Origin of the sequence: Anabaena azotica FACHB-119 (genome assembly GCF_014697625.1) — a bacterium.
Taxonomy (GTDB): Bacteria; Cyanobacteriota; Cyanobacteriia; order Cyanobacteriales; family Nostocaceae; genus Trichormus; species Trichormus azoticus_A.
On record NZ_JACJSG010000012.1, the window covers coordinates 137,450 to 161,528 of the forward strand.

The following is a 24,079-nucleotide window of genomic DNA, read 5'->3' on the forward strand; positions in this document are numbered from 1 at the left end:
GTGTTTTGAAGACAGTATATCTTTTGTTAAGCAAGCAACTAATTAAACATAGCGGCACGCTAGTTTATGCAGTGCCGCTTTGAGTTAGGTTTTCTTTCCTATGGACTCAAAAAATCACAACCAATTTCCACTATGGGTTTAATGACAATACTATCTGGAAATTTTTGCGTTTTTTGAGGTGACTAAGCAAGCATTATCTAAATGCTTAGGACTTACGCAACTGGTATATTTTTTCTGTAGGGTGTGTGACTGGCGAAAATATTTGAAGATGGTAATGAGACTAGTAGCGTCACGCACCAACCATCAATTGTGACACTTGCGTAAGTCCTGATGCTCTTTAAAACTCTCAGTCTTAATAACGTCTGGCGTAGCCACCATCCCAAGAACCTGATACGTAAGTATCTTGAACCATGTCTAATGATCTCAAGTCACGCACCGCAGGCTTACGATATTCCCGCTTTGTGTCGGATATGGATCTGTTCACCTCGGTTTCTGACTCAACAGGATTTGCTAAATCGTTATCAGGAAGGAAATTGCTATTAGTCATGTCTTTCTCCTTTCATAAAAAATGGTAATAATTCACCACTGAATTACAGATGCTTCATCAGAATTCAATTCACGCAACAAGCTCATTACTACTATTAAAATAATTCTGATGCTTATACATTTTTTCTGATAAAGCTTTGGAACTACTTTCTAGTTCTTACCTTCTTTTAATAAAGAAAGATATTATTTTAATTGGTCTATAGTTAGATTAATAATATCTTTCCTTAGATGGAGCTAATATTTTTTTATTTGATTATACTTGTGATCTGATTTGAGGATGGGATTTTATCAGAAATAAATTATCTACATCTGTGGGGAGGTTTAGACAGACATCCCACCATATATTCAAAACATACAAGATGCCCATTCCACAAAAAATGGGAATATTTTGGGTTTGTAAATCGCAGTAACTTTAGTAAGTTAGCATGAATATATCGAACTATATTAAGCGATATAAGATTACTAGAATCGCACTTATTTGAGAAATAATTACTGATTGATTTTCTAGAAATGTCACCACTTTATTTAAGTTTATTTCAAGCTTTTAAACGTAGTGTATTGATGTTATTCCAGGCAGCACCAAAGGAATTACGTAATATCACCTTACTAACTTTGGCTAGCAGTGCTTTTCCACCATTAGTTCTTTTGTTTAACAAAATTATTATTAATGAAATTTCTAATCTTTTAGCAAGAGGAGCGGCAGCAAACCCAATTGCTCTAATTTTTCAGAAACCGCTTTTACTTTGGACTATTGGAGGAGTAGTACTACTCAATCTATTCAGTGATTCAATCAACACAATTGTTAGTTTTATATTTACCTCACTACGTGACCGTGTTCAAGGTTTTGTTCAAGGGCGTGTTTTCCATAAAGTTGCCAATTATGAAAATATAGCATTATTTGAAAATCCTGAACTTTTAAACATAGTTCAATTAGCTGAAAAAGGAGTGCAAAAGCTAGAGCAACTATCGTTTATTATGATTACTACGTTAAATGGTATTTTCATATTGATTCCTAGCATTTTATTATCTTGGTCAATTACTTGGTGGATACCATTAATTTTACTCGCTTCTTTAATTCCTGCAATTTATGTAGAATTAAAGTATCGAAAACAATGTTGGGAGGTCGAAAACACTCAAGCTAGTATTAATCGTGAAATGAACTTGTATAAGGACGTATTAATGGGTGATAGTTATGCAAAAGAGTTGCGATTATTTCATTTACAAAATTTACTATTGGAGCGGTGGCAAAGTCTTTTCAAGCGAATGTTTATAAAAATGGAGCAAGTGCGGCAAAAAGGTACTGCTATTGTATTTTTCTGGTCAACATTTAGTGGAGCAGGGGTAGCATTACCTTTTGTTTATATAGTAATAGAAGTATTACGGGGTGTATATACATTAGGTGATTTAGCACTCTATACTGGATTAATTTTACAATTGCGTCAAAGTTTATATTTACTTATTAGCAGTGGCTCAGATTTATATAATACAGTTCTCAGTACTACTCCAATCTTCCAACTATTAGACCTACAACCTCAATTTATTAAAAATAATAAATTTAATCTAAATACATTAAAAAAAACAGTTAATAAAAATTTAATGGGTATACATATTAAGAATGTATCTTTTTCTTATTTGGGAAATAACAAACAAATTATTGATAACATTAATCTAACAATTCAACCAAATGAAATGATTGCACTGGTTGGAGAAAATGGTGCAGGTAAGACTACACTTGCAAAATTACTTTGTTGCTTATATTATCCTACAAGTGGTGAAATTCTGTGGAATGGTCGAGACTTGCGTAGTTTAGATTTGAATGAAATCTATTCACGCATTACTGTAGTGATGCAAGATTACGCTCGATTTCCAACTACATTACGTGAAAATGTGGGCTTTGGATACTTACCTTCCTTGCATGATGATACTGCCATTAGAGATGCTATTAATCAAGCAGGCATGGCCAAGGAAGTTGAGTATTTAGCACAAGGACTAGAAACGCTGTTGGGTAAACAGTTAGAAACAGGCGTTGATTTATCAGGAGGTCAGTGGCAGAGGATTGCGATCGCTCGTGCTTTAATGCGAATATCTTCTTCAGAACTATTAATTTTTGACGAGCCTACAGCTGCTCTTGATCCAAAAACAGAGCATGAAATTTACAATATTTTCCGCAATATTGCCTCTAATCGGATTGCTATTGTCGTTAGCCATCGTTTAGCTTTAGCTAGGTTAGCAGACCGTATTGTTGTAATGGAAAAAGGCAGAATTATTGAAGTCGGAACACACGATGAACTAATGGGATTAGGTGGACAGTACTCTCTCATGTTCAACCGTCAAGCCAGTAGTTATCAGTAATATGTTTTGTCGTAATTTTTCTATATTTTTCTCAGTTTTAAATATTCTCTGTCGTATTTTCTGTGATTTTACATCAGAGACATATAGTATAACTAATTACAGATATGACCTTTATCAGCCATCTGTTTTAACTAATTAGTTAATCAATAGTTGGTGATTCACCTTCACAACTTTCTCACATTCTTTACCTAATATTTTGAAGATAAGTATCATCTTTAATCTTTTGTGAATCAAATAAATTTTTCTTTTATAAAATAGGGATTTAAAGAGTAAAACAATATTTCCTGATATTTACGCTAACTATGGATTGTTGTATTTATCAGCCATATTTGGAGGCTGTACCAATGTTAGATACAGTTCAGTTATTTCGAGAAACCAACCCCGCTAAACCTCTGGCTGTGGAAAGGAGGGAAGACAGAAGTTATTATATTGACTTTTCTTCTGTACGTGGTGGTCGTATTATTGAAAAATTAAAAAACAAAATTGCATTATTTTCGCCTAATGAACCTACCTGTGAATTATTTACAGGGCATATTGGCTGTGGTAAATCTACAGAACTGTTAAGACTAAAAGCCGAGCTAGAACAAGAAGGATTCTACGTTGTTTATTTTGAGTCAGATCAAGATTTGGATATAGATGATGTTGATATTGGAGATATATTACTAGTTATTGCCCGCAGAGTGAGCGCAAATTTGGAAAATAGTGACATTTCTCTCCATTCTGGTTACTTTGAAAACCTATTTCGAGAAATTCAAGACATTTTAAACCTCCTTTCCTTTGATGTTTCTGAGGTCGCAGTTGGGGGTGCATTGTCTGTAGGAATGGCTCAAATTACTGCCCAAGTTAAAGCAAGTCCTAGAGCGCGTGATAAATTAAGAAGTTTTTTAGAACCGCAAACTAATAGCATTATTGATGCTATTAACCAAGAACTGTTGGAACCTGCAATTAAAACATTAAAACACCACGGCAAAAAGGGACTAGTGGTAATTGTTGATAACCTAGACCGTATCACTCCTTCGCCAAAAGCGTGGGGTCGTCCTCAACCTGAGTATTTATTTATAGACCGTGGAGAACAATTACGCAGATTGCACTGTCACTTGGTATACACCATTCCTTTAGGGTTACGTTTTTCGACTGACTATGGAATTTTGACCCAACGCTTTCTGGTAGATCCTAAAGTTTTACCGATGGTACCTGTAAAGTGGCGCGATGGCACAGAACACAAACAAGGTATGGCGTTACTGCGACAAATGATTTTAGCTAGAGCGTTTCCTTATTTTGAACCTGAGCAGCGTCTTCAGAAAATCACAGAAATTTTTGATAGTCCTGAAACATTAGATCGCCTGTGTCGGGTTAGCGGTGGTCATGTCAGAAATGTGCTGCGGTTCCTCAATGAATGTATTCAACTGGAAATGATATTACCCCTTTCTCGTGAGGTTCTTGAACAAGTAATTAGGATAGAACGTAATAATCGTACCCTGGGTATTTCTGATGACAAATGGGAGCTATTGCGACAAGTACACCAATACAAGAAGGTTATTGATGTTAGTAGCTATCAAACTTTAATTCGGGGACGATTGATTTATGAATATTATGACCAAGTAGATCCTTGGTTTGATGTTAATCCAATTTTGATAGAAGCGAAGGAGTTTCAGCTATGACTAACTCCTATCGCCCGAAGGATGTTGCCATCTACAATGAACGGGCATTAACAAGACTGGCATGGACGATTGAAGCATCTACTGGGCAATTTTCACTCATTTTAGCTCACTGTAACTATGCTCACTTACGAGCAGAATTAGTAGAGCGTTTGCAAGCCATTTGTGCTATTAATATTCGGGTAATTAAATTACAGGAATCTGCGAGAACACTTTATACAACAATCCGCGAGGAGTTAAGAGAAGAACAGCCACAAGCTTTAATGGTGCTTGGTTTGGAATCAGTACGTGATATTGAACAAGTACTCATTTCTGCTAATCATGTACGGGAAGAGTTTCGGAAAAATTTCCATTTCCCCTTAGTGTTGTGGGTAACAGACGAGATAGTAGAAAAGCTGATTCGATTAGCACCTGATTTTGAGAGTTGGACAACCACAACTGATTTTGCGATCGCCACTGATACATTAATCGCAGAATTAAAGCAGCGAGTTAATAATTTATTCGCTAAACTATTCGAGCTTGGTGCAGAACAATTTTTAACATCAGAACCAATTTTTAGCCCTGGTTATCGTCAAGAAACATTGATTGCTTGGCAAGAGTTACAATGTCGTGAGCAAGTTATTGACCCAGAGTTACAAGCTGGTGTTGACTTGTATCTGGGACGAAATGACTATCTCCGCAATCGAATTGAACCCGCCATAAAGTATTATCAAAAAAGCTTAGATTTTTGGCAGCAGACTAATCAGTTAGAACGACAAGGAATTTTGCTATTTCATATTGGACTGTGCTTTTCTGGTTTAGCAGAAGAATACGGTACTAAAAAATGTTTCTGTTGGACTGAGGCTAGGCACTACTTCCAGAAAGGAATTGAATGTTTTGAGCAAGGAGAACGAAAAGATTTAGTTGCCAAATTCATTAACAAACTTGGGGAAGTCCTGAAAAACCTAGAAGCTTGGGATGACTTACAAAATTTAGCCCAGTATTCTTTAGAATTGCAAACAAAATATGACCATTCAATACAATTAGCCAGAGCCTATGGATTTTTAGCGGAAGTGGCGCTGGCAAAGTCACAGTGGACAGATACTCAAAAATTTGCACAGACTGCCCTAGAAATAGCTAATCAAGTTACCTTTAAACAACAACGAAATCAAAGTCTCTATCTGTTATTGTTGGCAGAAGCACAGCAAAATTTGGGGCAGAATCTGGAAGCAATAGTCAACTTAGAAAAAGCGAGAAACCTTGGTATTCAAGATAATCCACTGCTCTACATCCACATTTTGAATACTTTAAGAACGCTGTACTTTGAGCAAAAGCAATATCTGCAAGCTTTCCGCATTAAAAAAGAAAGTCGCTCGGTACAGCAACAGTATCGGCTTCGTGCTTTCGTTGGTGCAGGTAGGCTAAAACCTATCCCAGAGAACCAGCCTGGATTCACCCAAACTGAAAGAGAAGCACTCATCAAGCAAGAAATTGAATCCTTTGGTAGAGATAAGGCTGTCGATGATTTAGTTGAACGGGTAGCTAGTACGCAGTATAAACTAACTGTGGTTTATGGACAGTCAGGAGTAGGTAAGAGTTCAATGCTCGAAGCAGGTTTAATGCCTACCTTGGCATACAAGACAATCGGAACTCATGATGTTTTGCCAGTTTCCACCAGGTTTTACACCAACTGGGTGCAAGAGTTAAACACAGAGTTAGGTAATGCTTTGACAAAAGCAGGTATTGAAACCTCACTTACTAGCGACAGCGATTTTTTAGAAGAAATTTTAGAACAGTTACGCCAAAATGAGCAGCATAATTTACTGACAGTCTTAATTTTTGATCAATTTGAAGAATTTTTCTTTGTATGCGATCGCAGCGAGCATGAGCGATTTTTTGAGTTTTTCCGTAACTCTCTTAATCAACCTTTTGTTAAAGTTTTAGTATCTTTGCGAGAAGATTATCTGCACCTTTTGCTGCGGGGTTCGCGTAAATTGAATTTAGATGTCATCAATAATAATATTCTTGACAAACAAATTCTCTACTATGTGGGTAACTTCTTGCCAGAGGAAGCAAAATCAATTATCCTCAGCTTAACCGAACGCGCTCACTTTGATTTAGAACCAGAATTAGTGGATGAGTTAGTCAGTGAACTAGCGCGTGACGTTGGAGAAGTTCGCCCAATTGAGTTGCAAATTGTGGGCGATCAACTGCAAACAGATAATATTACAACACTGTCACAATACCGAGAGTGGGGGCCGAATCCAAAAGAGGTTTTGGCGGAACGCTATTTAGAAGATGTGGTAGCAGACTGCGGACTGGAGAATAAAAAAGTGGCTGCACTCATCTTGTATTTGCTAACATCTGAAAACAATACTCGCCCGCTTAAAACCCGTGCAGAATTAGAAAAGGATTTAACAGAGTTAGCCACCGAGTTAGCAGCAGAACCCAGTAAACTAGATTTAGTATTAAGAATTTTTGTGGAATCTGGATTAGTATTTTTGCTCAAAGAAAGCCCAGCAGACCGTTATCAATTAGTACATGATTATCTGGTGACATTTATTCGTCATCAACAAGAACCCAAGATTAAAGAGTTAATCACAAAACTAGAAGAAGAGCGAGAGCAACGCCTCCAGGCGGAAGCAGAATTAAAACAAACTGAAGCAGCCAAACAAATTGCTGAAGCGGAATTAAAGCAAACAGAGACAGCCAAGCAAATTGCTGAAGCTCAAATTCAACAGGCGAATACAGATTTAGAGCAAGCTAAAGCTAATATTCAGGTTACTAACCAAAAAGCAAAACGTCACACTCAGCTAGGTTTGGCTGTTTTAGCCTGTTCCCTTGTTTTAGCAACAGGAGCAACACTAGAGGCCATACATCAAGGTAAACAAGCGAAAGTTGCAGAGCAAGAACACCGTCAAGCTCACCAACAAGCCACAATAGCTAGAAAACAACAGCAGCAAACCCAAATTGAAGTTCGGCAAAAAGAAGATGCGGTGCGGAAAGCTGAAGAAAATCTCAAATATATGGGACTTATTAATAATGCAAATATCCTCCAACAAGAAGGACGCTATACAGAGGCTTTAGATATTCTTTACCTTGCCATAAAACGTAACCCTAAAAACCCATTTGCTTTTGCTGTTCGAGGTCAAACACATAGCAACATGGAACGTTATGAGGAAGCCATCGATGATCTTCAGCGAGCTATTAAACTCGACCCCAAGCAGGCCTTTCTTTTTGGACAACTAGGCGAAATATACCACAGGAAGGAAAGCTATGATAAAGCTTTAGCCAACTTTAATCAAGCTATTAAGTTTGACCCTAAAAATCCTTGGTTAATTAGTCGGCGAGGCGAAACTTACCGCATGATGAAACGCAATGATCAAGCCTTAGCCGACTTAAATTTTGCCATTAAACTTGACCCTAAATCTGCTCTTGCAATTGCTAATAGAGGCGAAACTTACCGCATGATGGGGCGCTATGATGATGCCTTATCTGACTTAAATCTTGCCATTAAACTTGACCCTAAATTTACTTGGGCAATTGCTAACAGAGGAGTAACTTACCACTTGATTGGGCGCTATGATGAAGCCTTATCTGACTTAAATTTTGCCATTGTTAACCAGAACTTAGCTTGGGCAATTGCTAGCAGAGGCGAAACTTACCGCATGATGGGGCGCTATAATGAAGCCTTAGCCGACTTAAATCTTGTCATTAAACTTGACCCTAAATTTACTTGGGCGATTGCTAATAGAGGCGAAACTTACAGCATGATGGGGCGCTATGATCAAGCCCTTGCAGATTTCAATTATGCTCTAAAACTTAGCCCTCAAAGTGACTGGATTATTTACAATCGTGGTTTAGCTTATCAGGCTTTAGGAAAAATAGATAAAAGCAAAACTGATCTGGCTACTGCTATCCAGCTTGCTCGAAAAGCCTATCAAAGCAATCCTCAAAAGGCTAACGATTTTCGTAACGGTGTCAATTTAGCTATCTACTATGTAGCGGCTGGTAACACTGAACAATCAGAAAAATTTTACCGTGAAGTTATTTCTAAGAACATTCCAAAATACATTCTCCGAGAAGCAATTCGTGATTTGGATGATTTTTTAATGATCTTTCCCAACCATGCTCAAGCTCATTCAATGCGGGAACTATTAAAAACGGCTCTTTGATTAGCTCATTTTAATCAGTGTATCTTCTATTTTTCGGATAATTCGGTAAGCAGTAGACTCGTTTACTCCCCAAGATTGCCCAATATGAAAGTATGTGCGATATTCTCTCCCATATTCCAATGTCATCAACAATTGGTCTTCCAAGCAGAGTTTCCCAGGTCGTCGTGTTTTTTGTTTTTTTCCTTTTGCGATCGCACTATCTCTAGCATCTGCTTAAAAGTCTCCAGGCGTACACCACACAAGCGTTTAAAGTCTTCTGGCTTTAGGCTCTTTACTTGTTCGTATGTCATAAATACTACCCAACTCTCACCTACTTTTCCCATGTATTTGGGACTTTTGCAAGAGGTCTATTGTTTTACGGGTGCTAGAAGGTTTGCTGTGTCTGCTTTCTGGGCTTAACGTAAGTTCTTGCATGGATGCTACTCAAACGTCATCAATTTCTGGGCAATGCCACACAGCGCCAGTGCTACCTCATGGCAGTTGCTCATCTTATGGTTTTCTACTAGTACAAAAATATTTGTATACACAAAATAAGTTAACTACATTCTGTTATCACCTGGGCATGAGGCGTAAGCCCATCGCTACTGTGAGTAACTGTGTGTGCCAAGCCATTGGTCACAGATTCCCCCGATTAATGTCTAAATTAAACTCTCATTATTGATATCAAATTCCCAAGGCTATTCCTATCAGTAGATGAACTGAAATCTTTACTAAATAAATTATTGAAACAGACGCGAGTTAATCAGTCATTAAGTGCGATCGTCAGCAAGAGGAAAAGGGGCAGGGAGGGGGCAGAGGGGAAGACCGGGACGAAGCTTGAACTCCGCCCCGTATCTAACTTTTCACGTTATGTGGAAAAGTCAACGTCAGACCTAACCCCCCAGCCCCCTTCCCTACGTTCGCGCAGCCTGTCGTTCGCGGTAGCGTTGCGTAGCAAAGACAGGGAAGGGGGAGAAATCAAAGCCTCTCTCCTTGTAGGAGAGAGGTTTGGAGAGAGGTCTTCTAGATGCCGTGAAAAGTCAGGCCCCGTATAAGTGTCCTCAAAGGACAGGGCTTACTCCCCCCGCTCAGAAGCTCCTTTTTCCCCTACCTCTTCCGGTCAGCTAAAAAACAAATTCAATAGTGACTACCAACTATTTTTGACCAACCCCAGCATCAACCATTTAACAGCTATGCACAATCCTCTAATTCTGATGCTCGTTACAGTCACTATTTTTTTTCTGATGTTAGCACTAGGGAGCAAACTCTCTGTTGAGGATATCTTCTCCTTCTGGCGAAAACCTGCCTTAGTATTGCGTGCGCTTCTAGCCGTGTCGCTGCTTGTTCCTCTAGCGGTGATTGTGCTGATGAAATTTTTTCACTTACCGCCGGAAGTGACGATAGGATTAGCTTTATTAGCAGCTGCTCCAGGTGCGCCTCTAAGCACAAAGCGATCGCAAATTGCTGGGGGTAGCTTAGGTTATGCAGCAAGTCTTCAGCTTACCCTAGCCATACTTGCGGTTTTTGTGACTCCCTCTACCTTGGCGATTTTTGCCATCTTATTTGCAGATATTTCGCAAAAAGTGGCAATTTTAGATGTTGCCCGACAAGTGATAATGGTGCAAATATTGCCTGTGAGTCTCGGTCTTTTCATCAACAAGTTCGCGCCTACATTTGCTCAAAAAATAGCCCAACCCTTAACTTTGATAGCTGATAGTCTCTTTTTAGCGCTGGTTATTTTGGCGTGCATCTTCGGACTACCATTGTTGTACAAGCTTTGGGTATTACCACTCGAAGCGATCGCCATTATGGTAATTGCCTCTCTAGGAATTGGACACGCTTTCGGCAGACTTGATGATGATAGCCGTTCTACCTTGGCGATTTTCTGTGTTGCTCGCAATTTTGGTTTAGCTTTGTTTATTGCTATTTTGAATCATGTAGAGCAGCAGGTGATACCAACGCTAGTGGCTTACTTAATTGTGGGAACCTGTATCTGTATTCCTTACTCCATCTGGAATAAGCGCAGATTAGCACAAAACCCGTTATGAGTCAGCCATCCGTCAACTCAGAAATGCCTAAGCAGCTTTCTACCAATGATTTAGCAGCAGATCGTACCGAACTAGCTAAATACCGCAGTCGGGCAGCAGCAGACCGCACATTAATGGCGTGGATACGTACCTGTCTTTCCTTAATTGGTTTTGGCTTTGGTATTTCCACCATTGTGAGAGCGATTGAAAATACTCGCATTAGTCATCATCTCAACCCAGTCAGATTTTCGGTAATTGTGGGACTGTCTTTTATTGTTACGGGAATGTTGGGAATGGTTTTAGGATTGAGAGAACACCGTAAGTTATTTAAACCAATTCAAAATAATCGCTATACCTACGAAACCTCTCACAGTGCGGAAATTATCGGCGTGGCTTAACTTGTAATTGGTTTAGTTAGTTTTATTGGTGTAGTAATTCGGGCAATGAATTTTTAAAGATTTAAAATATATAGCAACTTACGTTACTAAGGGCAATGTAATGGTCTACCTACTTAAGTTGTGAATAGGGTGATAATAAATAATCCAATTACAACAGCTAGGATAACTCGGCTGGGGAATTGTTATGAAAATCGTGCGACCGATGGGGCTTGACATATCTTAGTAATTTATGGTATTTTTGTACTATCAAGTTGATATTATGATTCACAGTTATAATAGACTTATCCAAGTGGTAGGCTTTAATATAACTTGTATAGAGCTTATATAAAGTCGAAATTTAATTTTATTATCAACGATAATAGTAATTTTTTGAGGAACTAATATGGCTACAGTATTTGATGTTGCTCGTTATATCCTTGAAAAAAAGGGTGAAATTACAGCAATGAAACTTCAAAAGCTTGTCTATTATAGTCAAGCATGGAATTTAGTCTGGAACGAATCTGAGTTGTTTGAAGAAAGAATTGAGGCTTGGGCTAATGGAGCAGTAGTTCGAGATTTGTATAACGTTCATAAAGGTAAGTTTAAGGTCAATAAGGAATCTTTTACTGAAGGGAATAGCAATGCGCTTACAGATAGCGAAAAAGAGAATATAGATAAGGTCTTAGATTTTTATGGGGATTATACAGCACAGCAACTTAGTGACATTAATCACCAAGAAGATCCTTGGATAAATGCAAGAGGTGATTTACCGGCTATGGCAATCTGTAATAATGAAATAACTAGAGATGCAATTTTTGAATATCATTCTGGAATTTGGAATGAACCAGAATAAGATGAGTAAAAAAGAAGAGCGAATTAAGCGACAAAATGAGAAAAAATTAAAAGAACAAGAAAAAAAAGTTAGATTGGCACAAAACGTTGAAGTGTCAAGTAAGTTAGTTCGGGCTACAGAAAAACCTGACTTAAGGAAAATACCAAGAAGCGTTAATGCTGATGATTATAAAAACCATTATTTTTCATGGTGTGTATCAGAAGCTGATTTGGAAGGAGTATGGAGTTGGGGCGAAGCAAGGAAATGGGAAGAAGAAGAATATTCAAAAATTATAGAACCTCATTTTCAGGCTTTAGATAAAAATTCATGGCAAGAAGTTGAAACACAAACATATAACGGTGCATCAAATCAAAGAAAAAATCTCAATAAGTACCAACATCTAAATTCTATCTGTGAAGAAGCTCAACAACGTTGGCAAGATATTGAAATAATCTCACAATTTGAAGTCCTGTTTAGATTACGATTGGGTACAAGCAGAAGAATTTGGGGAGTTAGAGTCCAACATCACTTTTTCATAGTTTGGTACGATCGACATCACAAAATATATCCTATTAAGCGTGATTAGTGCGATAGCGAAGCTCTCCGTAGGAATCGCAAATCTCGCAAAATATTCTCATAAATAGCTTTACAGAGTGGAGTATCAAGAAATAACCCCTCCTAAAGAGGATATAGAATTTCGGGCTTTTTGTTAACAATTAAATATTCTCAAGAGGTCAGATTTATGTCTCTGCGTGAATACAAACCCGGAAACACTTTCCCTGGTGTGATAGGACGGACGGTTGATGACTCCAGTCCGGCTTGGCCAGAACCTTTGCGGGCAAAAGAAGGCTTACCAAACGTGATATTTATCGTCTTTGATGATACAGGCTTTGGGCAATTTGGGTGTTACGGCAGTCCCATCAACACACCCAACCTAGACGCACTAGCTGCCAATGGCTTGCGCTATAACAATTTACACACGACGGCCTTGTGTTCACCCACCCGCTCTTGCCTTCTCACTGGGCGCAATCACCATTCCAACGCTATGGCCTGCATTACAGAAGGGTCTACTGGTTATCCCGGTAGCAATGGGAATATTCCTTTTGAGAATGGGTTTCTCTCAGAGATATTACTAAACAAAGGCTATAACACCTATGCGATCGGCAAATGGCATTTAACCCCCGCCGACCAAATATCTGCGGCTGGCCCCTATGACCGTTGGCCTCTCGGTCGTGGTTTTGAACGTTTTTATGGTTTTCTCGGCGGAGAAACTCACCAGTATTATCCAGATTTGGTTTACGATAACCACACCGTTCAGCCAGAAAAGACCCCCGCACAAGGCTATCATTTGACCGCAGACTTAATAGACAAAGCAATTAGCTTTATTGCTGATGCCAAGCAGGTTGCCCCCAATAAACCCTTTTTCATGTATTTCTGTCCTGGGGCCATGCACGCCCCTCATCATGTGCCGAAAGAATGGGCTGATGCCTACGCCGGACAATTTGATGATGGTTGGGAAGCTTACAGGGAAAAGGTTTTTGCTCGTCAGCAGCAAATGGGCATTGTCAGCGCTAACACAGAATTATCGCGCCATGACCCCGATGTTGCATACTGGGATTCTCTCTCAACAGCAGAAAAACGGCTTTATGCCCGGATGATGGAAGTCTTTGCTGGCTTTTTAACCCATACTGACTATCACATCGGTCGCTTACTCGATTTCCTCAAAACTATTGGTGAGTTCGATAATACTCTAATTATGGTCATCTCAGACAATGGGGCAAGTTCTGAAGGTGGGCCGACTGGTTCAGTTAATGAAAATCTATTTTTTAACAATGTGCCAGAGTCTTTAGAAGAAAACCTCAAAGCATTGGATAAACTAGGTAGCCCAGAAACCTTCAACCATTATGCTTGGGGCTGGACTTGGGCAGGAAATACGCCTTTTCGGCGCTGGAAACGGGAAACTTATCGGGGTGGAATTAGCGACCCCTTGATAGTCCATTGGACTCAAGGTATCAAGGCAAAAGGTGAAATCCGTACTCAGTATGCCCACGCCATTGACCTAGTACCAACGGTACTTGAATTATTAAAAATCGAACCACCAACAACCATTAGGGGTGTCACCCAATCTCCTATTGAAGGTGTCAGCTTTGCCCATACTTTTAATGATAGTGATGCACCGACTAAACACCTGACGCAATATTTTGAGATGATGGGACATCGTTCGCTTTACCATGATGGCTGGCGGGCTGTTTGTCCTTGGCCTGGCCCCTCATTTACAGAAGCAGATCAATTTTTTGGTGCGCCCATCTCGGCAGAAACTTTGACAGAGTTAGATACTCATCATTGGGAACTGTATCACGTTGCTCAGGATTTTGCCGAAAATCACAACATTGCTACAGACAACCGCCCCAAGTTGATTGAGATGATTGCCACTTGGTATGTAGAGGCGGGTAAATATAATGTGTTACCTGTGGATGGAAGGGGTGTACAACGATTGGCTCAAGAACGTCCTCAGATTGCTGTCAATCGTAGCCGCTATACTTACTATCCTGATACTCAGCCAATACCAGCCAATTGTGCTGTCAAGTTGCTCAATCGTTCCCACAGTATTACAGCAGATGTAGAAATTAATGGAGGTGGCGCACAAGGAGTATTACTTGCTCACGGCGGTAATGATAGTGGCTACTCCTTTTATGTCAAAGATGCTAAACTACACTGGGTTCATAATTATGTAGGGCGATCGCTCTACCATGTCGAGTCTGAGTCATTAATCTCGGAGGGTCGGCACAAGTTACGTTTTGAGTTTAAAGTGACTGGTCAGCCAGATTTAGCCAAGGGGAAAGGATCTCCTGGTCACGCCCTACTTTATATCGATGGGAAATTAGTAGGACAAGCGAATGTCCCTGTAACTACTCCCTTAGCACTAGGTCTGACCAGTGGTGTTACCTGTGGGATTGCCCCTGGTGCGCCTGTCACACCCGATTATGAACCACCCTTCAAGTTTACGGGCAAGATTCATAGCGTGATAGTGGATGTGAGTGGAGATTTGATTCACGACCGTGAAGCCGAAATGCGTGTCATAATGGCAAGACAGTAGCAACAAGATGAAACATTCTTTTGCTGCATAGGTTTCAGACTTTTAAGTGAACTACCTACACCTTACCAGGAATCACAAACATAAAATAACCTACTTGATATTGACTATTGCCTGTTCCTGCCTAATTGACACTCCTCGCTCTAAAGAGACGTTCGCGTTAGCGTCCCGGAGGGAGGATTCTTGCTTCATCCGTCCTCTCTAGAAATCTGAATACTAGTATTCAACTTTCTCCGTTTGGATACGTCCACAAGCTCACACGGACTGCCCGACCGCGTTTGAAAAGGTTTTTAATTTCTGCGTTTACTCCCACATTTGTCAGCCACTGCGTTGGACGGGTTCCCCGGCATAAAGCAAGTGGCGGTACAAGATGCGCGGATTTATACTACCTGTCTTTCCGGATCAGGAGCAGTCCGCTTGACCTACTTCGTCTTTTATTTGTGCGCTTTACCGCTATTAGTTATACTACCACAAAAGCCGCCCTAGAAGGGCGGGGCTTTAAACCCAGTTTTTCGGTAAATAAATTCAATAATCAGACTTGCATTCCTATAGTATAATTTTTCCTGCTCTAGGTTGCCTGTGCAAAGGCTGGAGCTATAAAAAATCTAGGTTATTGCTAATGTTAAATCCTGTACTTACCCTTGCTATCTTCCAAAAGCAACCCAATCCTCAAGTATTCTCAGCCGGACAAGTCATCTTTGAAGAAGGACAGCCAGGCGATGATATGTACGGGATCGTTGAAGGCACAGTAGATTTGTTGATCAATGGGAAGGTTGTAGAAACAATCGAAGCCGGAGGAATATTTGGTACTGGAGTACTAGTAGGTGTAGATAAAAGGAGTTATACAGCGATCGCTAAAACTGATTGTCAATTAGCATATATAGACGAGAAAAGGTTCTTATTTGCTGTGCAAGAAACACCGATGTTTGCGCTGAATGTGATGAGAAGTTATGCAGAACGGCTCAGTCGTTTGCAGCGTTTAGTATAAAATATAGTAAGTTTCCCTCACTATCAAATGAGTAACGCTGTGCCGAGAAGGCAACTACTGAAATTGTTGGGTATGAGTATCTTAGGAACCTCATTCTCCAACTGTGTCACTTCCCCAGCGAGAGCGACATCGGTAAGTTGGGGATACATTGGCAAAGCCGGGCCGGAACATTGGGGTGAACTTTCCCCTGACTTTCAGCTTTGTCAACTAGGAAAACAACAAACACCCATTGACTTACAGATTACAGATGTGAATGCCATCAGTCAGGACTTGTTGAGCATCAACTATCAGCCAACAGCATTACACCTGATAAATAACGGCAAAACTATTCAAGTCAACTATCAAGCTGGAAGTTACCTCAAGTATGGACAGCAAAACTTTGAGTTACTTCAGTTCCACTTTCATCACTTCAGCGAACACCGACTGAACGGCAAGATATATGATATGGAACTGCATTTAGTTCATCGCAGTCAAAACGGCGATCTAGCTGTGATGGCTGTTTTTTTACAAACAGGAAATTTTAACCCGACACTGCAAACTATCTGGGATGCTATACCTCAAGAGCCTGGAGTAGAAACAAGAATCGAGGATATCAATATTGATGCTTCCCAATTTTTACCAACACAACAGACATTTTTAGTCTATTCCGGCTCTCTGACAACCCCACCCTGTTCGGAAAACGTCCTCTGGTGCGTCATAGAAACGCCTATCGAAGCCTCTCGCGCACAAATAGATCAATTTAGTCAGAGGTTCCCTCCCAACGCTCGTCCACTCCAACCTTTGAATAATCGTGTAGTTTTGGAAATAATTTAAAATATTTGTTGCAAATCATTACCGGATTGGTATTTGCTGTGCCATACTAGTAGGTGAGAATTAATTCGGCAGACCACGTTTGTTTTTAGTATTGACAGGCTTTTCCTTGTGGTATTTACAGACATTTCTCCGAAGTCTAAATCTCTACACTCTTACGATTTTGGAGACAAAGTATGTCCATTTATGTAGGTAATCTTTCTTACGACGTTACAGAAGAGAGCTTGAATGCTGTATTTGCAGAATATGGTTCTGTAAAACGGGTTCAGCTACCTGTAGACCGTGAAACAGGCCGGGTACGCGGCTTTGGTTTCGTGGAAATGAGTAATGATGCGGAAGAAACAGCAGCCATTGAAGCACTTGATGGTGCTGAGTGGATGGGACGTGACCTAAAAGTGAATAAGGCTAAACCCAGAGAAGACAAAGGCGGTTCTAGAGGTTCCTTTGGCGGTAATAGAGGTAATAACAACTTCCGTAACCGTTATTAAAAAGACTAGGTTTGAATTAAAAATTAGCGACAGGTAATAATTATTAATATTGGCTCAAACATTAGTGTTTGGGCTTTTTTGCTGCCACATTTACTGTCAATTTTTCATCCTGAATTTTGGAAATAAAAGATGATTTATAAAGTAAACCTTAAATTGTCGGGTGCTTGTCTAATCTAAAATGTGGCAATAGATTAGGAAAAAATCGAACGCAGATAAACGCAGACAAACGCAGATGAGTAAGATGATAGATTGTTGGTTAATCCACTATTTTAGGTTAGACACATTAGTGGCTTGTTAAGGCTAAAATGTTGCATTGGTTAACCACAGAGGCACAAAGACACAGAGGTTATACCAATTTGAAAAAAGAACGCAACAGATACAGCATATTTTGGGTAAATGAGGTACAAGTGTCAAACACAAAACCATGTAGAGACGTTATATGTCAATCTCTACAGTATTTTACGAATAGCGAAACTGCTGTATGTGGTAGGGGCGCACAGCTGTGCGCCCCTACAGATCATTGATGTGTGGCAAAGATTTTTTGAATCGGTATTAGAGAGGAAACTTATTGCATTATTTTAGTCTAGACACGCCACTACAAACTCCTGCTAGATGAATTAGTATTTATTTCATTGGTTGCAGTTTTGTCACCTTCAGTTTAAAAGGCCCAACTCCCGTTTCACCAAAAGACCGAACACGAATAATAAAAGTCCCTGTTTCGTTGATGCGGGTAAACAGTAAAGAATTACTAGTGCCATCAGGCCCATCATCATTTTCTGCTACTGTTGAGCCATCCGGGCCTAGTAGTGTGATGATACTGTCAAAACTTTCCGAAGATAAATCAACCGCTAGATTATCACCCTTATTTAATTTCACCGCATAATCGCGGGCAAATCCACCCTGTCCTGTGGGAATATCTTTATCCGAAAGTGAATCAGAAATTTCTTTCAAATCAGTCAAAAAAATCGGACTATACAACTTACTTTGAGCAAATGCTGCTGTTGTACTGATGGCGATCGCCATTAACGTAACAGGAAGTATAATTATTTTCGGGAATTTCTGCGTTAAAGATTTACTGATCATGTAAGTGATGTTCCCACAAACACTGGGTAGTTTGCTTAATTATAAATTTCTCAGGATTGCTTGCTTGTTAATTTTTGATGTAGCTATCTTTAACAGTAGCAGCAACAGCAACTAACCCCAAGACGTTGATTTCATGTTGACGGAGTGTTTGTACGGCAGATTTAGCAGTAGCACCAGTAGTGTAAATATCATCTACTAACAATACTGGGGTTTTCTGGTTTCTGTTACGAAAATCTTGCCCAATAGCAAAAGCTTGGGTCAAGTTACTTTCTCGTTCAAATACCGATAAACCAAACTGCGCTGTCGTCTCACGCACTCTTGCCAAACCATTTTGTTTTAATTTTAATCCAGTTGTTTGGCAAAAGCTCTGGGCAATTAATGCCGCTTGATTGTAACCTCGTTGTTTTTGCTTGCTGCTGTGGAGGGGGATCGGTACAACTACAATTTGTGTTGTTTGATGAAGAGAATGTAACAACCAAGCTTCCCCTAGAAATTGTCCCAAAGGACGGGCAATTTGCGGTTGATTTTCGTACTTCATCACCGCGATCGCTCGTTTGAGTATACCACCATATACGCCCCAGCCAAACACAGGTATTGGCTGTTGCCACAAAGCATCAGGGTGTTTTTGTTGGCATTTTTGTAATTGTCTGGTGCAGTTGAGACAAAGGTCACTAGATGTAGGTCTTTGACACAGAGGGCAGTTGGCTTGTAAAAATAGGTCAAGTAGACTTTTAAAGGGTTGATTCCATGTGGGCATGGGGGAAGGGGACTGGGTACAGGGGTTAAGAGTTAATCTTTTTTGAGGAATTTGACATAAACGCGATCGCAACGTGGAGTTTCTACACCCGTGGCTGCTTGGTAGCCGTGATTTTCATACAACTTGACTGCTTCTACCAAAACGCTGGCAGTTTCAATCCAAATTTGCTGAAAACCACGAGAGGCGATCGCATCTTCTAACTGTTGTAACAAATATTTCCCCAAACCTAAACCCCTGACGCTGGGTAAAAGATACATTTTCCTGATTTCTACAGCCTTTTCCCCGCGATTGATGGGATAGTATGCCCCCGTACCTACGATTTGGCTTTGGTGTTCAATTACCCAAAACTCGCCGCCTGTGGCTAAGTAACATTCCTCTACTTCTAACACATCGCGGTCAGCGCCTTTAGGTTCCCAACCTAGACCATATTCTGATAACACGTAACTGATGACTGCGGCGGCTTTAGTGCGATCGCTTTTTTGCCAGTTACGAATTAAAAAGTCTTGATAATAGCTGTTCATTACCGTTTGTGGGTCAGGTTTGTACAGAAAAGTCTTCTGGATTTATTCCCCAATTTACCCAGCATATAGCTTCTCCTGTTGATTTTAGCTCACCTCGCCCCCTCACCGCATGGATTTTACCTATGCAAGTCAACATTGCTTGGAGTTGTGATGATAGAGGCGATGCCTACGCGCTTGGTGTGGTTTTTGTTGGTGAGGCACATAGCGAGTTTAATAGGTACTGTTTACTAAATGATAATACTTGATTCAGCTAGCCTAATTAAGATTTGGCAATGCTAATCTAATACTAGGGAAAAGAATATTAAAAGTTTTGAGTAATGATTATTTCTCACATAAGTTTAAAGAACTGGAGAAACTTTCGAGCAGTAGAGGTAAATTTAAGAGAGCGAGTTTTTATAGTAGGGCCAAACGCCTCTGGTAAGTCAAATTTTTTGGACGCTTTTAGGTTTTTACGAGACTTAGTAAAGGATGGAGGTGGATTACAAAAAGCAGTCAGAGACCGAGGGGGTTTATCTAAAATCAGGTGTCTATATGCGAGACGATATCCTGACGTTGAGATAGAAGTGGAATTATCAGAAAACGAACTACAAACACCTACTTGGAAATATAGTATTGGGATTAAACAAAAGAAAGGTGGAAAAAATGAACCTATTCTTTCCTATGAGAGAGTGTGGAAAGATGGTAAACAGTTAATTAATCGTCCCGACCCTGAAGATGAAAAGGATAGTTTACGTTTAACCCAAACTTATTTAGAGCAAATTAACGCAAATGCAGAGTTTAGAGAAATTTCCAAGTTTCTCGAATCAACCTTATACCTTCATTTAGTACCTCAATTATTACGATATCCCGAAGCCTTTAGTGGCCCAGGGCTTCAAGGCGACCCTTTCGGCAGAAATTTTTTAGAGCGAGTGATGAAGACCTCAGAAAAAACTCGCCGCTCTCGCTTAAAAAAAATTGAAGACGCTTTGCGAATTGCAGTTCCTCAGTTAAAGCAGTTAACTGATGTTAAAGATGAAATGGGCATTCCTCATTTAGAAGCTGTTTATGAACATTGGAGGCCCGGAGCGGGCAAACAAAGAGAGGATCAGTTTTCAGATGGAACATTACGTTTAATTGGTTTACTTTGGTCTCTTCTTGAAAGTGACGCTCTTCTCCTATTGGAAGAACCAGAATTGTCTTTAAACGCTGGAATTGTTGCTAAATTACCTGCTTTAATTTATCGTTTACAGAAGCCGAAAAAACGCCAAGTTATGCTTAGTACCCACAGTGCCGAATTACTATCAGACGCAGGTATTGGGGGTGAAGAAGTTTTGCTGTTGACACCAACTTCTGAAGGCACGAAGGTTGAAGTAGCTGCCTCAATTCAAGAGATTAGTAGTCTTCTTGAGGGAGGGCTGACTGTTGCTGATGCCGCTTTACCTCATACAACTCCTGCACAAATTGACCAATTGAGTTTACTTAGATGACTGATATTCCCATTAATTTGGCAGTTGAGGATGATTTAAGTGAGGCAGTGTTAAAAGAAATTCTCAGGCAGTCTCAACGCCCATTCTCTGTAGGAACTTGCCTAAAACGCGGAGGTTATGGTTATCTGAAAAAGAATCTTCCAGGCATAAATCATGCTGCGAAAGGCTTACCTTATTTAGTATTAACAGACTTAGACAAAAATGACTGTCCATTAGCTTTAATTACAGAATGGTTATCTCATCCAAAACATCCTAATTTAATTTTTCGAGTTGCAGTGACAGAAGTTGAGGCTTGGCTTTTGGCACATCGAGAGGCATTTGCACAATATCTTGGTATTTCAATAAACTTAATTCCTGATGATGCAGACTCAATACCTAATCCCAAGGAATTGCTAATTGAGTTGACAAAAAAATCAAAAAAGCGAGACTTACGCGATGCAATTGTGCCTGCTAAAAATAGTACGGCAAAAGTTGGTAAGGATTATAATGGGCGGCTTATTCAATTTGTCCATGAACACTGGCAGGCTGAACTTGCAAAGGCTCATTCTCGCAGCTTGGAGAGAGCAGTAAATGCAATAGCTAATTTTGAACCAACTTGGCAAACTTAAGAGAATTCTGTGGTAAATTTTTTCAAAAACAGATTTAACTAGAGTTGATAATGAATAAGTGGTTATATTTAAAAATAAAGGCTTATCCATTACCCATTACTGTTTTTAATTAGTAATCAGTAGCTGATGTTAATTTACACTACTCATATTGCTAAATATTTCAATCAAATTCCCATCAGGGTCGCGGAAATGTGCTGTCCTCAGTCCCCATTCTGGACGGTCTAGAGGTTGGGTGACAACGATCGCATGATAATCTTTGAGATGATAATAAAACTCATCTACATTATCTACTGCAAACACTAAGGCTACTTTGTTGTGACATTCAATTGCTGAGGGTTGATAAGCACTGGGAACGGCTTCCGCCATTAACTCTTTTTTAAACAAAGCTAATTTGATAGAGTCACCAGTGTGTAACTCAGCATAACCGCTATTTTCATCACCCCAATCGATCGCAAATCCTAGCGCATCCCGGTAGAACACAAAGCATTCTGTGTAATTAGAAACAAGCAACCTGATATGTGTTAACTGTATCAGCATATTTATGAATAATTATACTAACTATGAATTCTCGGTTCTGGGTGTAAATTTTCTAGTAACTCACTTTCCACAATAGCTAATTCATCGAGCCTTTGACTAACAATTTCTCGGTCAAAATAAGTAGCTGCTAAAACCCAGTATGTGCCGAAGTGTCGCGCTTCCGATGCCATCAAACCTTTATAAAACTTAGCTAGTTCTGGTTCAGGACAGTGGATAGCTAATAACCCTAAGCGTTCATGACTCCGCGCTTCAATTAAACCAGTCACCAGTAACGAATCTAAAAAGCGTTCGGGTTCATTGGGACGTACAGCCGCTTTTAAACCCGCGCCGTAGGGAGGCGGTGGTAAGGGAGCTAGAGGTATATTGCGGCGTTCTAGCCACTGATTTACCAATTCAAAATGTTCTAATTCTTCACGGGCGATCGCAGTTAATTCTCGCACCATTTTGGTATTAGATGGGTAGCGAAACATAAAATTTAACGCCACACCAGCCGCTTTGCGTTCGCAATGTGAGTGATCCAGCAATATGATATCTAAGTTAGCGATCGCTTGTTCTATCCAAGCCTCACTAGTAGGTTGCTTGAGTGTATTAATAGTCTGTAACACGGAGGTAAGCACAGGGCGACAAAACTATAAAAATTGTAAGTCTCAACCTAGATTGTAATGTGAGTGGTTGACTTTTCGGTTATCTAGCTTAAAAGTGCTGAGTGCTGAGTCATAATTTTTTCCTCTGCTTCCCCTGCTTCTTACCTCAAAAACTGTCAACCTGTAGTTTACCCAAATAAATAAACCACCAGGGCGGAGGAAAAAATCTAGCTCACTTCACAATCCTTGCTTTTTACCAGCTCAAATTGCTCTTAGTTAAGCATAATTCCCAACACTCTGGTGTTGATTAAGCGGAAATTTCCGCAATTAGGGTAAAAGTAAAGGGCTTAAAAAGCATATAACAGTTATTTGAAAAGTATTGTATCAACACACACATTTTTATTTCCTTTTTGAACTTCACTAGAGGATGATAGCTATCGTCTTCAAACCTACAGACTACAAGGTATTTATAGAAGTCATCAACAAATAATTTAATAAATAAAAATATATTTTATTTATTATTTATAATAATTACAAAATATATAAATTATACCGATTCAAAAAATATTTGCAACACATCAGTGCGCCCCTACCCACATATCTGTCGCATTCTTTTTTCAAATTGGTATTATCCTAGTTTTTCGTAATAAAATTTAGAGCTTATTTGAAAAGTACTTAGCTCTGAAATCATAGCTATAAGTATTGTTAAATATGACTAGCTACTATTAATTAAAGTTTTAAAAATATTATTTCACGTTGTGATTAATACTTTTAACAGTTCAAGATTTAAAATTGTGCTGCTTTGAGTACTTTGAGACAATCGCCCAATGAAAAATTTCCTCAGCCCTTAACTCGTGATGATGGGTTGATGATTATGAAGTTTGTAGAAGAGTTAGGCTCAATATTTTGACTAAATTAGTTTTGCCAATATTTCAATTAATATTAAATAATTAATCTTAATTCAACCAGGAACTATACCAACTGGTTGAAATGCTCAATGGCTGAGATGCCTATAGAATATAGTATAAACGGAGAGACAGGGATTCGAACCCTGGAATACGTTGCCGCATTACAGCATTTCCAGTGCTGCGCCTTCAACCACTCGGCCATCTCTCCAGATGTCACGATTCACCATTGTAGGCTAAAACTCTAAAAAGTGCAATGATAAAGGAAGAAATTTTTTAGAGCCATCTGAAAGTCCAAATTAAAATCCCGAAT

The 24,079-nt window shown here is 39.6% G+C and carries 23 protein-coding genes and 1 tRNA gene; 15 read left to right on the top strand and 9 right to left on the bottom strand.

The features are described from left to right. Nucleotides 1-352: 352 nt before the first annotated feature. Nucleotides 353-547: a hypothetical protein gene (locus H6G83_RS11025; RefSeq protein ID WP_190471275.1), complete on the bottom strand. Its 195-nt coding sequence runs from the start codon at nt 545-547 to the stop codon at nt 353-355. Nucleotides 548-1,056: 509 nt separating this feature from the next. On the opposite strand from H6G83_RS11025, the gene H6G83_RS11030 reads away from it, so the two are divergent. The 3 genes from H6G83_RS11030 to H6G83_RS11040 all read left to right on the top strand — a co-directional run bounded on the left by H6G83_RS11030 (nt 1,057) and on the right by H6G83_RS11040 (nt 8,710). Next, nucleotides 1,057-2,898, top strand: coding sequence for an ABC transporter ATP-binding protein (locus tag H6G83_RS11030; protein ID WP_190471277.1), 1,842 nt, complete (start codon nt 1,057-1,059; stop codon nt 2,896-2,898). 344 nt (nt 2,899-3,242) lie between these two features. Then, nucleotides 3,243-4,559, top strand: coding sequence for a P-loop NTPase fold protein (locus H6G83_RS11035; RefSeq protein ID WP_190471279.1), 1,317 nt, complete (start codon nt 3,243-3,245; stop codon nt 4,557-4,559). Further along, nucleotides 4,556-8,710, top strand: a complete 4,155-nt coding sequence (locus tag H6G83_RS11040) for a tetratricopeptide repeat protein (protein ID WP_190471281.1) — start codon at nt 4,556-4,558, stop codon at nt 8,708-8,710. Before H6G83_RS11035 ends, H6G83_RS11040 begins: the two co-directional genes overlap by 4 nt. Here H6G83_RS11040 and H6G83_RS36380 read toward each other — a convergent pair whose 3' ends face one another. Next, entirely contained in the window at nt 8,711-8,836 is a 126-nt protein-coding gene (locus H6G83_RS36380) for a helix-turn-helix domain-containing protein (protein WP_190471282.1), read from the bottom strand. It abuts the gene before it with no gap. Next, nucleotides 8,836-9,000 carry a hypothetical protein gene (locus tag H6G83_RS11050; RefSeq protein WP_190471284.1) on the bottom strand — a complete coding sequence of 55 codons (165 nt, stop codon included), beginning with the start codon at nt 8,998-9,000 and terminating at the stop codon, nt 8,836-8,838. Before H6G83_RS11050 ends, H6G83_RS36380 begins: the two co-directional genes overlap by 1 nt. Before the next feature lie 882 nt (nt 9,001-9,882). Here H6G83_RS11050 and H6G83_RS11055 point away from each other — a divergent pair. The 9 genes from H6G83_RS11055 (at nt 9,883) to H6G83_RS11090 (ending at nt 17,305) form a co-directional block, all read left to right on the top strand. Further along, a complete protein-coding gene (locus H6G83_RS11055; protein WP_190471286.1) occupies nt 9,883-10,737 on the top strand; it encodes a bile acid:sodium symporter family protein in 855 nt (284 codons plus the stop codon). Then, nucleotides 10,734-11,114, top strand: coding sequence for a YidH family protein (locus tag H6G83_RS11060; RefSeq protein ID WP_190471288.1), 381 nt, complete (start codon nt 10,734-10,736; stop codon nt 11,112-11,114). Before H6G83_RS11055 ends, H6G83_RS11060 begins: the two co-directional genes overlap by 4 nt. Before the next feature lie 382 nt (nt 11,115-11,496). After that, entirely contained in the window at nt 11,497-11,946 is a 450-nt protein-coding gene (locus tag H6G83_RS11065) for a Panacea domain-containing protein (protein WP_190471292.1), read from the top strand. Continuing rightward, nucleotides 11,933-12,511 carry a hypothetical protein gene (locus H6G83_RS11070; protein ID WP_190471295.1) on the top strand — a complete coding sequence of 193 codons (579 nt, stop codon included), beginning with the start codon at nt 11,933-11,935 and terminating at the stop codon, nt 12,509-12,511. Before H6G83_RS11065 ends, H6G83_RS11070 begins: the two co-directional genes overlap by 14 nt. Before the next feature lie 156 nt (nt 12,512-12,667). Then, the gene (locus H6G83_RS11075) at nt 12,668-15,022 is read left to right on the top strand and encodes an arylsulfatase (protein WP_190471297.1); all 2,355 of its coding nucleotides are present in this window, start codon (nt 12,668-12,670) and stop codon (nt 15,020-15,022) included. A gap of 275 nt (nt 15,023-15,297) precedes the next feature. Further along, a complete protein-coding gene (locus H6G83_RS34960; protein WP_206758986.1) occupies nt 15,298-15,576 on the top strand; it encodes a hypothetical protein in 279 nt (92 codons plus the stop codon). 62 nt (nt 15,577-15,638) lie between these two features. Then, nucleotides 15,639-16,007 (top strand): cyclic nucleotide-binding domain-containing protein, encoded by a 369-nt coding sequence (locus H6G83_RS11080; RefSeq protein WP_190471301.1) that lies wholly within the window; start codon nt 15,639-15,641, stop codon nt 16,005-16,007. A gap of 27 nt (nt 16,008-16,034) precedes the next feature. Then, nucleotides 16,035-16,820, top strand: a complete 786-nt coding sequence (locus tag H6G83_RS11085) for a carbonic anhydrase (RefSeq protein ID WP_190471303.1) — start codon at nt 16,035-16,037, stop codon at nt 16,818-16,820. A 173-nt stretch (nt 16,821-16,993) separates the two neighbouring features. Then, nucleotides 16,994-17,305, top strand: a complete 312-nt coding sequence (locus tag H6G83_RS11090) for an RNA recognition motif domain-containing protein (protein ID WP_190471306.1) — start codon at nt 16,994-16,996, stop codon at nt 17,303-17,305. A 624-nt stretch (nt 17,306-17,929) separates the two neighbouring features. On the opposite strand, the gene H6G83_RS11095 is transcribed toward H6G83_RS11090, so the two are convergent. The 3 genes from H6G83_RS11095 to H6G83_RS11105 form a co-directional block, all read right to left on the bottom strand. Next, the gene (locus H6G83_RS11095) at nt 17,930-18,388 is read right to left on the bottom strand and encodes a PPC domain-containing protein (protein ID WP_190471311.1); all 459 of its coding nucleotides are present in this window, start codon (nt 18,386-18,388) and stop codon (nt 17,930-17,932) included. Nucleotides 18,389-18,455: 67 nt separating this feature from the next. Next, nucleotides 18,456-19,145, bottom strand: coding sequence for a ComF family protein (locus tag H6G83_RS11100; protein ID WP_190471314.1), 690 nt, complete (start codon nt 19,143-19,145; stop codon nt 18,456-18,458). 32 nt (nt 19,146-19,177) lie between these two features. Then, complete coding sequence (locus tag H6G83_RS11105) at nt 19,178-19,666, bottom strand: GNAT family N-acetyltransferase (RefSeq protein WP_190471317.1); 489 nt, start codon at nt 19,664-19,666, stop codon at nt 19,178-19,180. 8 nt (nt 19,667-19,674) lie between these two features. On the opposite strand from H6G83_RS11105, the gene H6G83_RS11110 reads away from it, so the two are divergent. From H6G83_RS11110 to H6G83_RS11120, 3 genes are all read left to right on the top strand, one after another. Then, a complete protein-coding gene (locus H6G83_RS11110) occupies nt 19,675-19,911 on the top strand; it encodes a hypothetical protein (RefSeq protein WP_190471320.1) in 237 nt (78 codons plus the stop codon). Nucleotides 19,912-19,983: 72 nt separating this feature from the next. Further along, complete coding sequence (locus tag H6G83_RS11115; protein ID WP_190471321.1) at nt 19,984-21,132, top strand: AAA family ATPase; 1,149 nt, start codon at nt 19,984-19,986, stop codon at nt 21,130-21,132. Then, nucleotides 21,129-21,740 (top strand): hypothetical protein, encoded by a 612-nt coding sequence (locus H6G83_RS11120; protein ID WP_190471325.1) that lies wholly within the window; start codon nt 21,129-21,131, stop codon nt 21,738-21,740. Before H6G83_RS11115 ends, H6G83_RS11120 begins: the two co-directional genes overlap by 4 nt. A 129-nt stretch (nt 21,741-21,869) precedes the next feature. Here H6G83_RS11120 and H6G83_RS11125 read toward each other — a convergent pair whose 3' ends face one another. From H6G83_RS11125 to H6G83_RS11135, 3 genes are all read right to left on the bottom strand, one after another. Further along, nucleotides 21,870-22,277 carry a VOC family protein gene (locus tag H6G83_RS11125; protein WP_190471328.1) on the bottom strand — a complete coding sequence of 136 codons (408 nt, stop codon included), beginning with the start codon at nt 22,275-22,277 and terminating at the stop codon, nt 21,870-21,872. Between the two features lie 17 nt (nt 22,278-22,294). Further along, nucleotides 22,295-22,894: a tRNA-(ms[2]io[6]A)-hydroxylase gene (gene miaE / locus H6G83_RS11130; protein ID WP_190471330.1), complete on the bottom strand. Its 600-nt coding sequence runs from the start codon at nt 22,892-22,894 to the stop codon at nt 22,295-22,297. Nucleotides 22,895-23,890: 996 nt separating this feature from the next. Next, a tRNA-Ser gene (locus H6G83_RS11135) sits at nt 23,891-23,977 on the bottom strand. Nucleotides 23,978-24,079 lie beyond the last annotated feature (102 nt).

Coding starts and splice junctions, on each gene's coding strand:
- H6G83_RS11025 (WP_190471275.1), bottom strand. CDS start 547: ATGACTAATAGCAATTTCCTTCCTGATAACGATTTAGCAAATCCTGTT.
- H6G83_RS11030 (WP_190471277.1), top strand. CDS start 1,057: ATGTCACCACTTTATTTAAGTTTATTTCAAGCTTTTAAACGTAGTGTA.
- H6G83_RS11035 (WP_190471279.1), top strand. CDS start 3,243: ATGTTAGATACAGTTCAGTTATTTCGAGAAACCAACCCCGCTAAACCT.
- H6G83_RS11040 (WP_190471281.1), top strand. CDS start 4,556: ATGACTAACTCCTATCGCCCGAAGGATGTTGCCATCTACAATGAACGG.
- H6G83_RS36380 (WP_190471282.1), bottom strand. CDS start 8,836: ATGACATTGGAATATGGGAGAGAATATCGCACATACTTTCATATTGGG.
- H6G83_RS11050 (WP_190471284.1), bottom strand. CDS start 9,000: ATGACATACGAACAAGTAAAGAGCCTAAAGCCAGAAGACTTTAAACGC.
- H6G83_RS11055 (WP_190471286.1), top strand. CDS start 9,883: ATGCACAATCCTCTAATTCTGATGCTCGTTACAGTCACTATTTTTTTT.
- H6G83_RS11060 (WP_190471288.1), top strand. CDS start 10,734: ATGAGTCAGCCATCCGTCAACTCAGAAATGCCTAAGCAGCTTTCTACC.
- H6G83_RS11065 (WP_190471292.1), top strand. CDS start 11,497: ATGGCTACAGTATTTGATGTTGCTCGTTATATCCTTGAAAAAAAGGGT.
- H6G83_RS11070 (WP_190471295.1), top strand. CDS start 11,933: ATGAACCAGAATAAGATGAGTAAAAAAGAAGAGCGAATTAAGCGACAA.
- H6G83_RS11075 (WP_190471297.1), top strand. CDS start 12,668: ATGTCTCTGCGTGAATACAAACCCGGAAACACTTTCCCTGGTGTGATA.
- H6G83_RS11080 (WP_190471301.1), top strand. CDS start 15,639: ATGTTAAATCCTGTACTTACCCTTGCTATCTTCCAAAAGCAACCCAAT.
- H6G83_RS11085 (WP_190471303.1), top strand. CDS start 16,035: ATGAGTAACGCTGTGCCGAGAAGGCAACTACTGAAATTGTTGGGTATG.
- H6G83_RS11090 (WP_190471306.1), top strand. CDS start 16,994: ATGTCCATTTATGTAGGTAATCTTTCTTACGACGTTACAGAAGAGAGC.
- H6G83_RS11095 (WP_190471311.1), bottom strand. CDS start 18,388: ATGATCAGTAAATCTTTAACGCAGAAATTCCCGAAAATAATTATACTT.
- H6G83_RS11100 (WP_190471314.1), bottom strand. CDS start 19,145: ATGCCCACATGGAATCAACCCTTTAAAAGTCTACTTGACCTATTTTTA.
- H6G83_RS11105 (WP_190471317.1), bottom strand. CDS start 19,666: ATGAACAGCTATTATCAAGACTTTTTAATTCGTAACTGGCAAAAAAGC.
- H6G83_RS11115 (WP_190471321.1), top strand. CDS start 19,984: ATGATTATTTCTCACATAAGTTTAAAGAACTGGAGAAACTTTCGAGCA.
- H6G83_RS11120 (WP_190471325.1), top strand. CDS start 21,129: ATGACTGATATTCCCATTAATTTGGCAGTTGAGGATGATTTAAGTGAG.
- H6G83_RS11125 (WP_190471328.1), bottom strand. CDS start 22,277: ATGCTGATACAGTTAACACATATCAGGTTGCTTGTTTCTAATTACACA.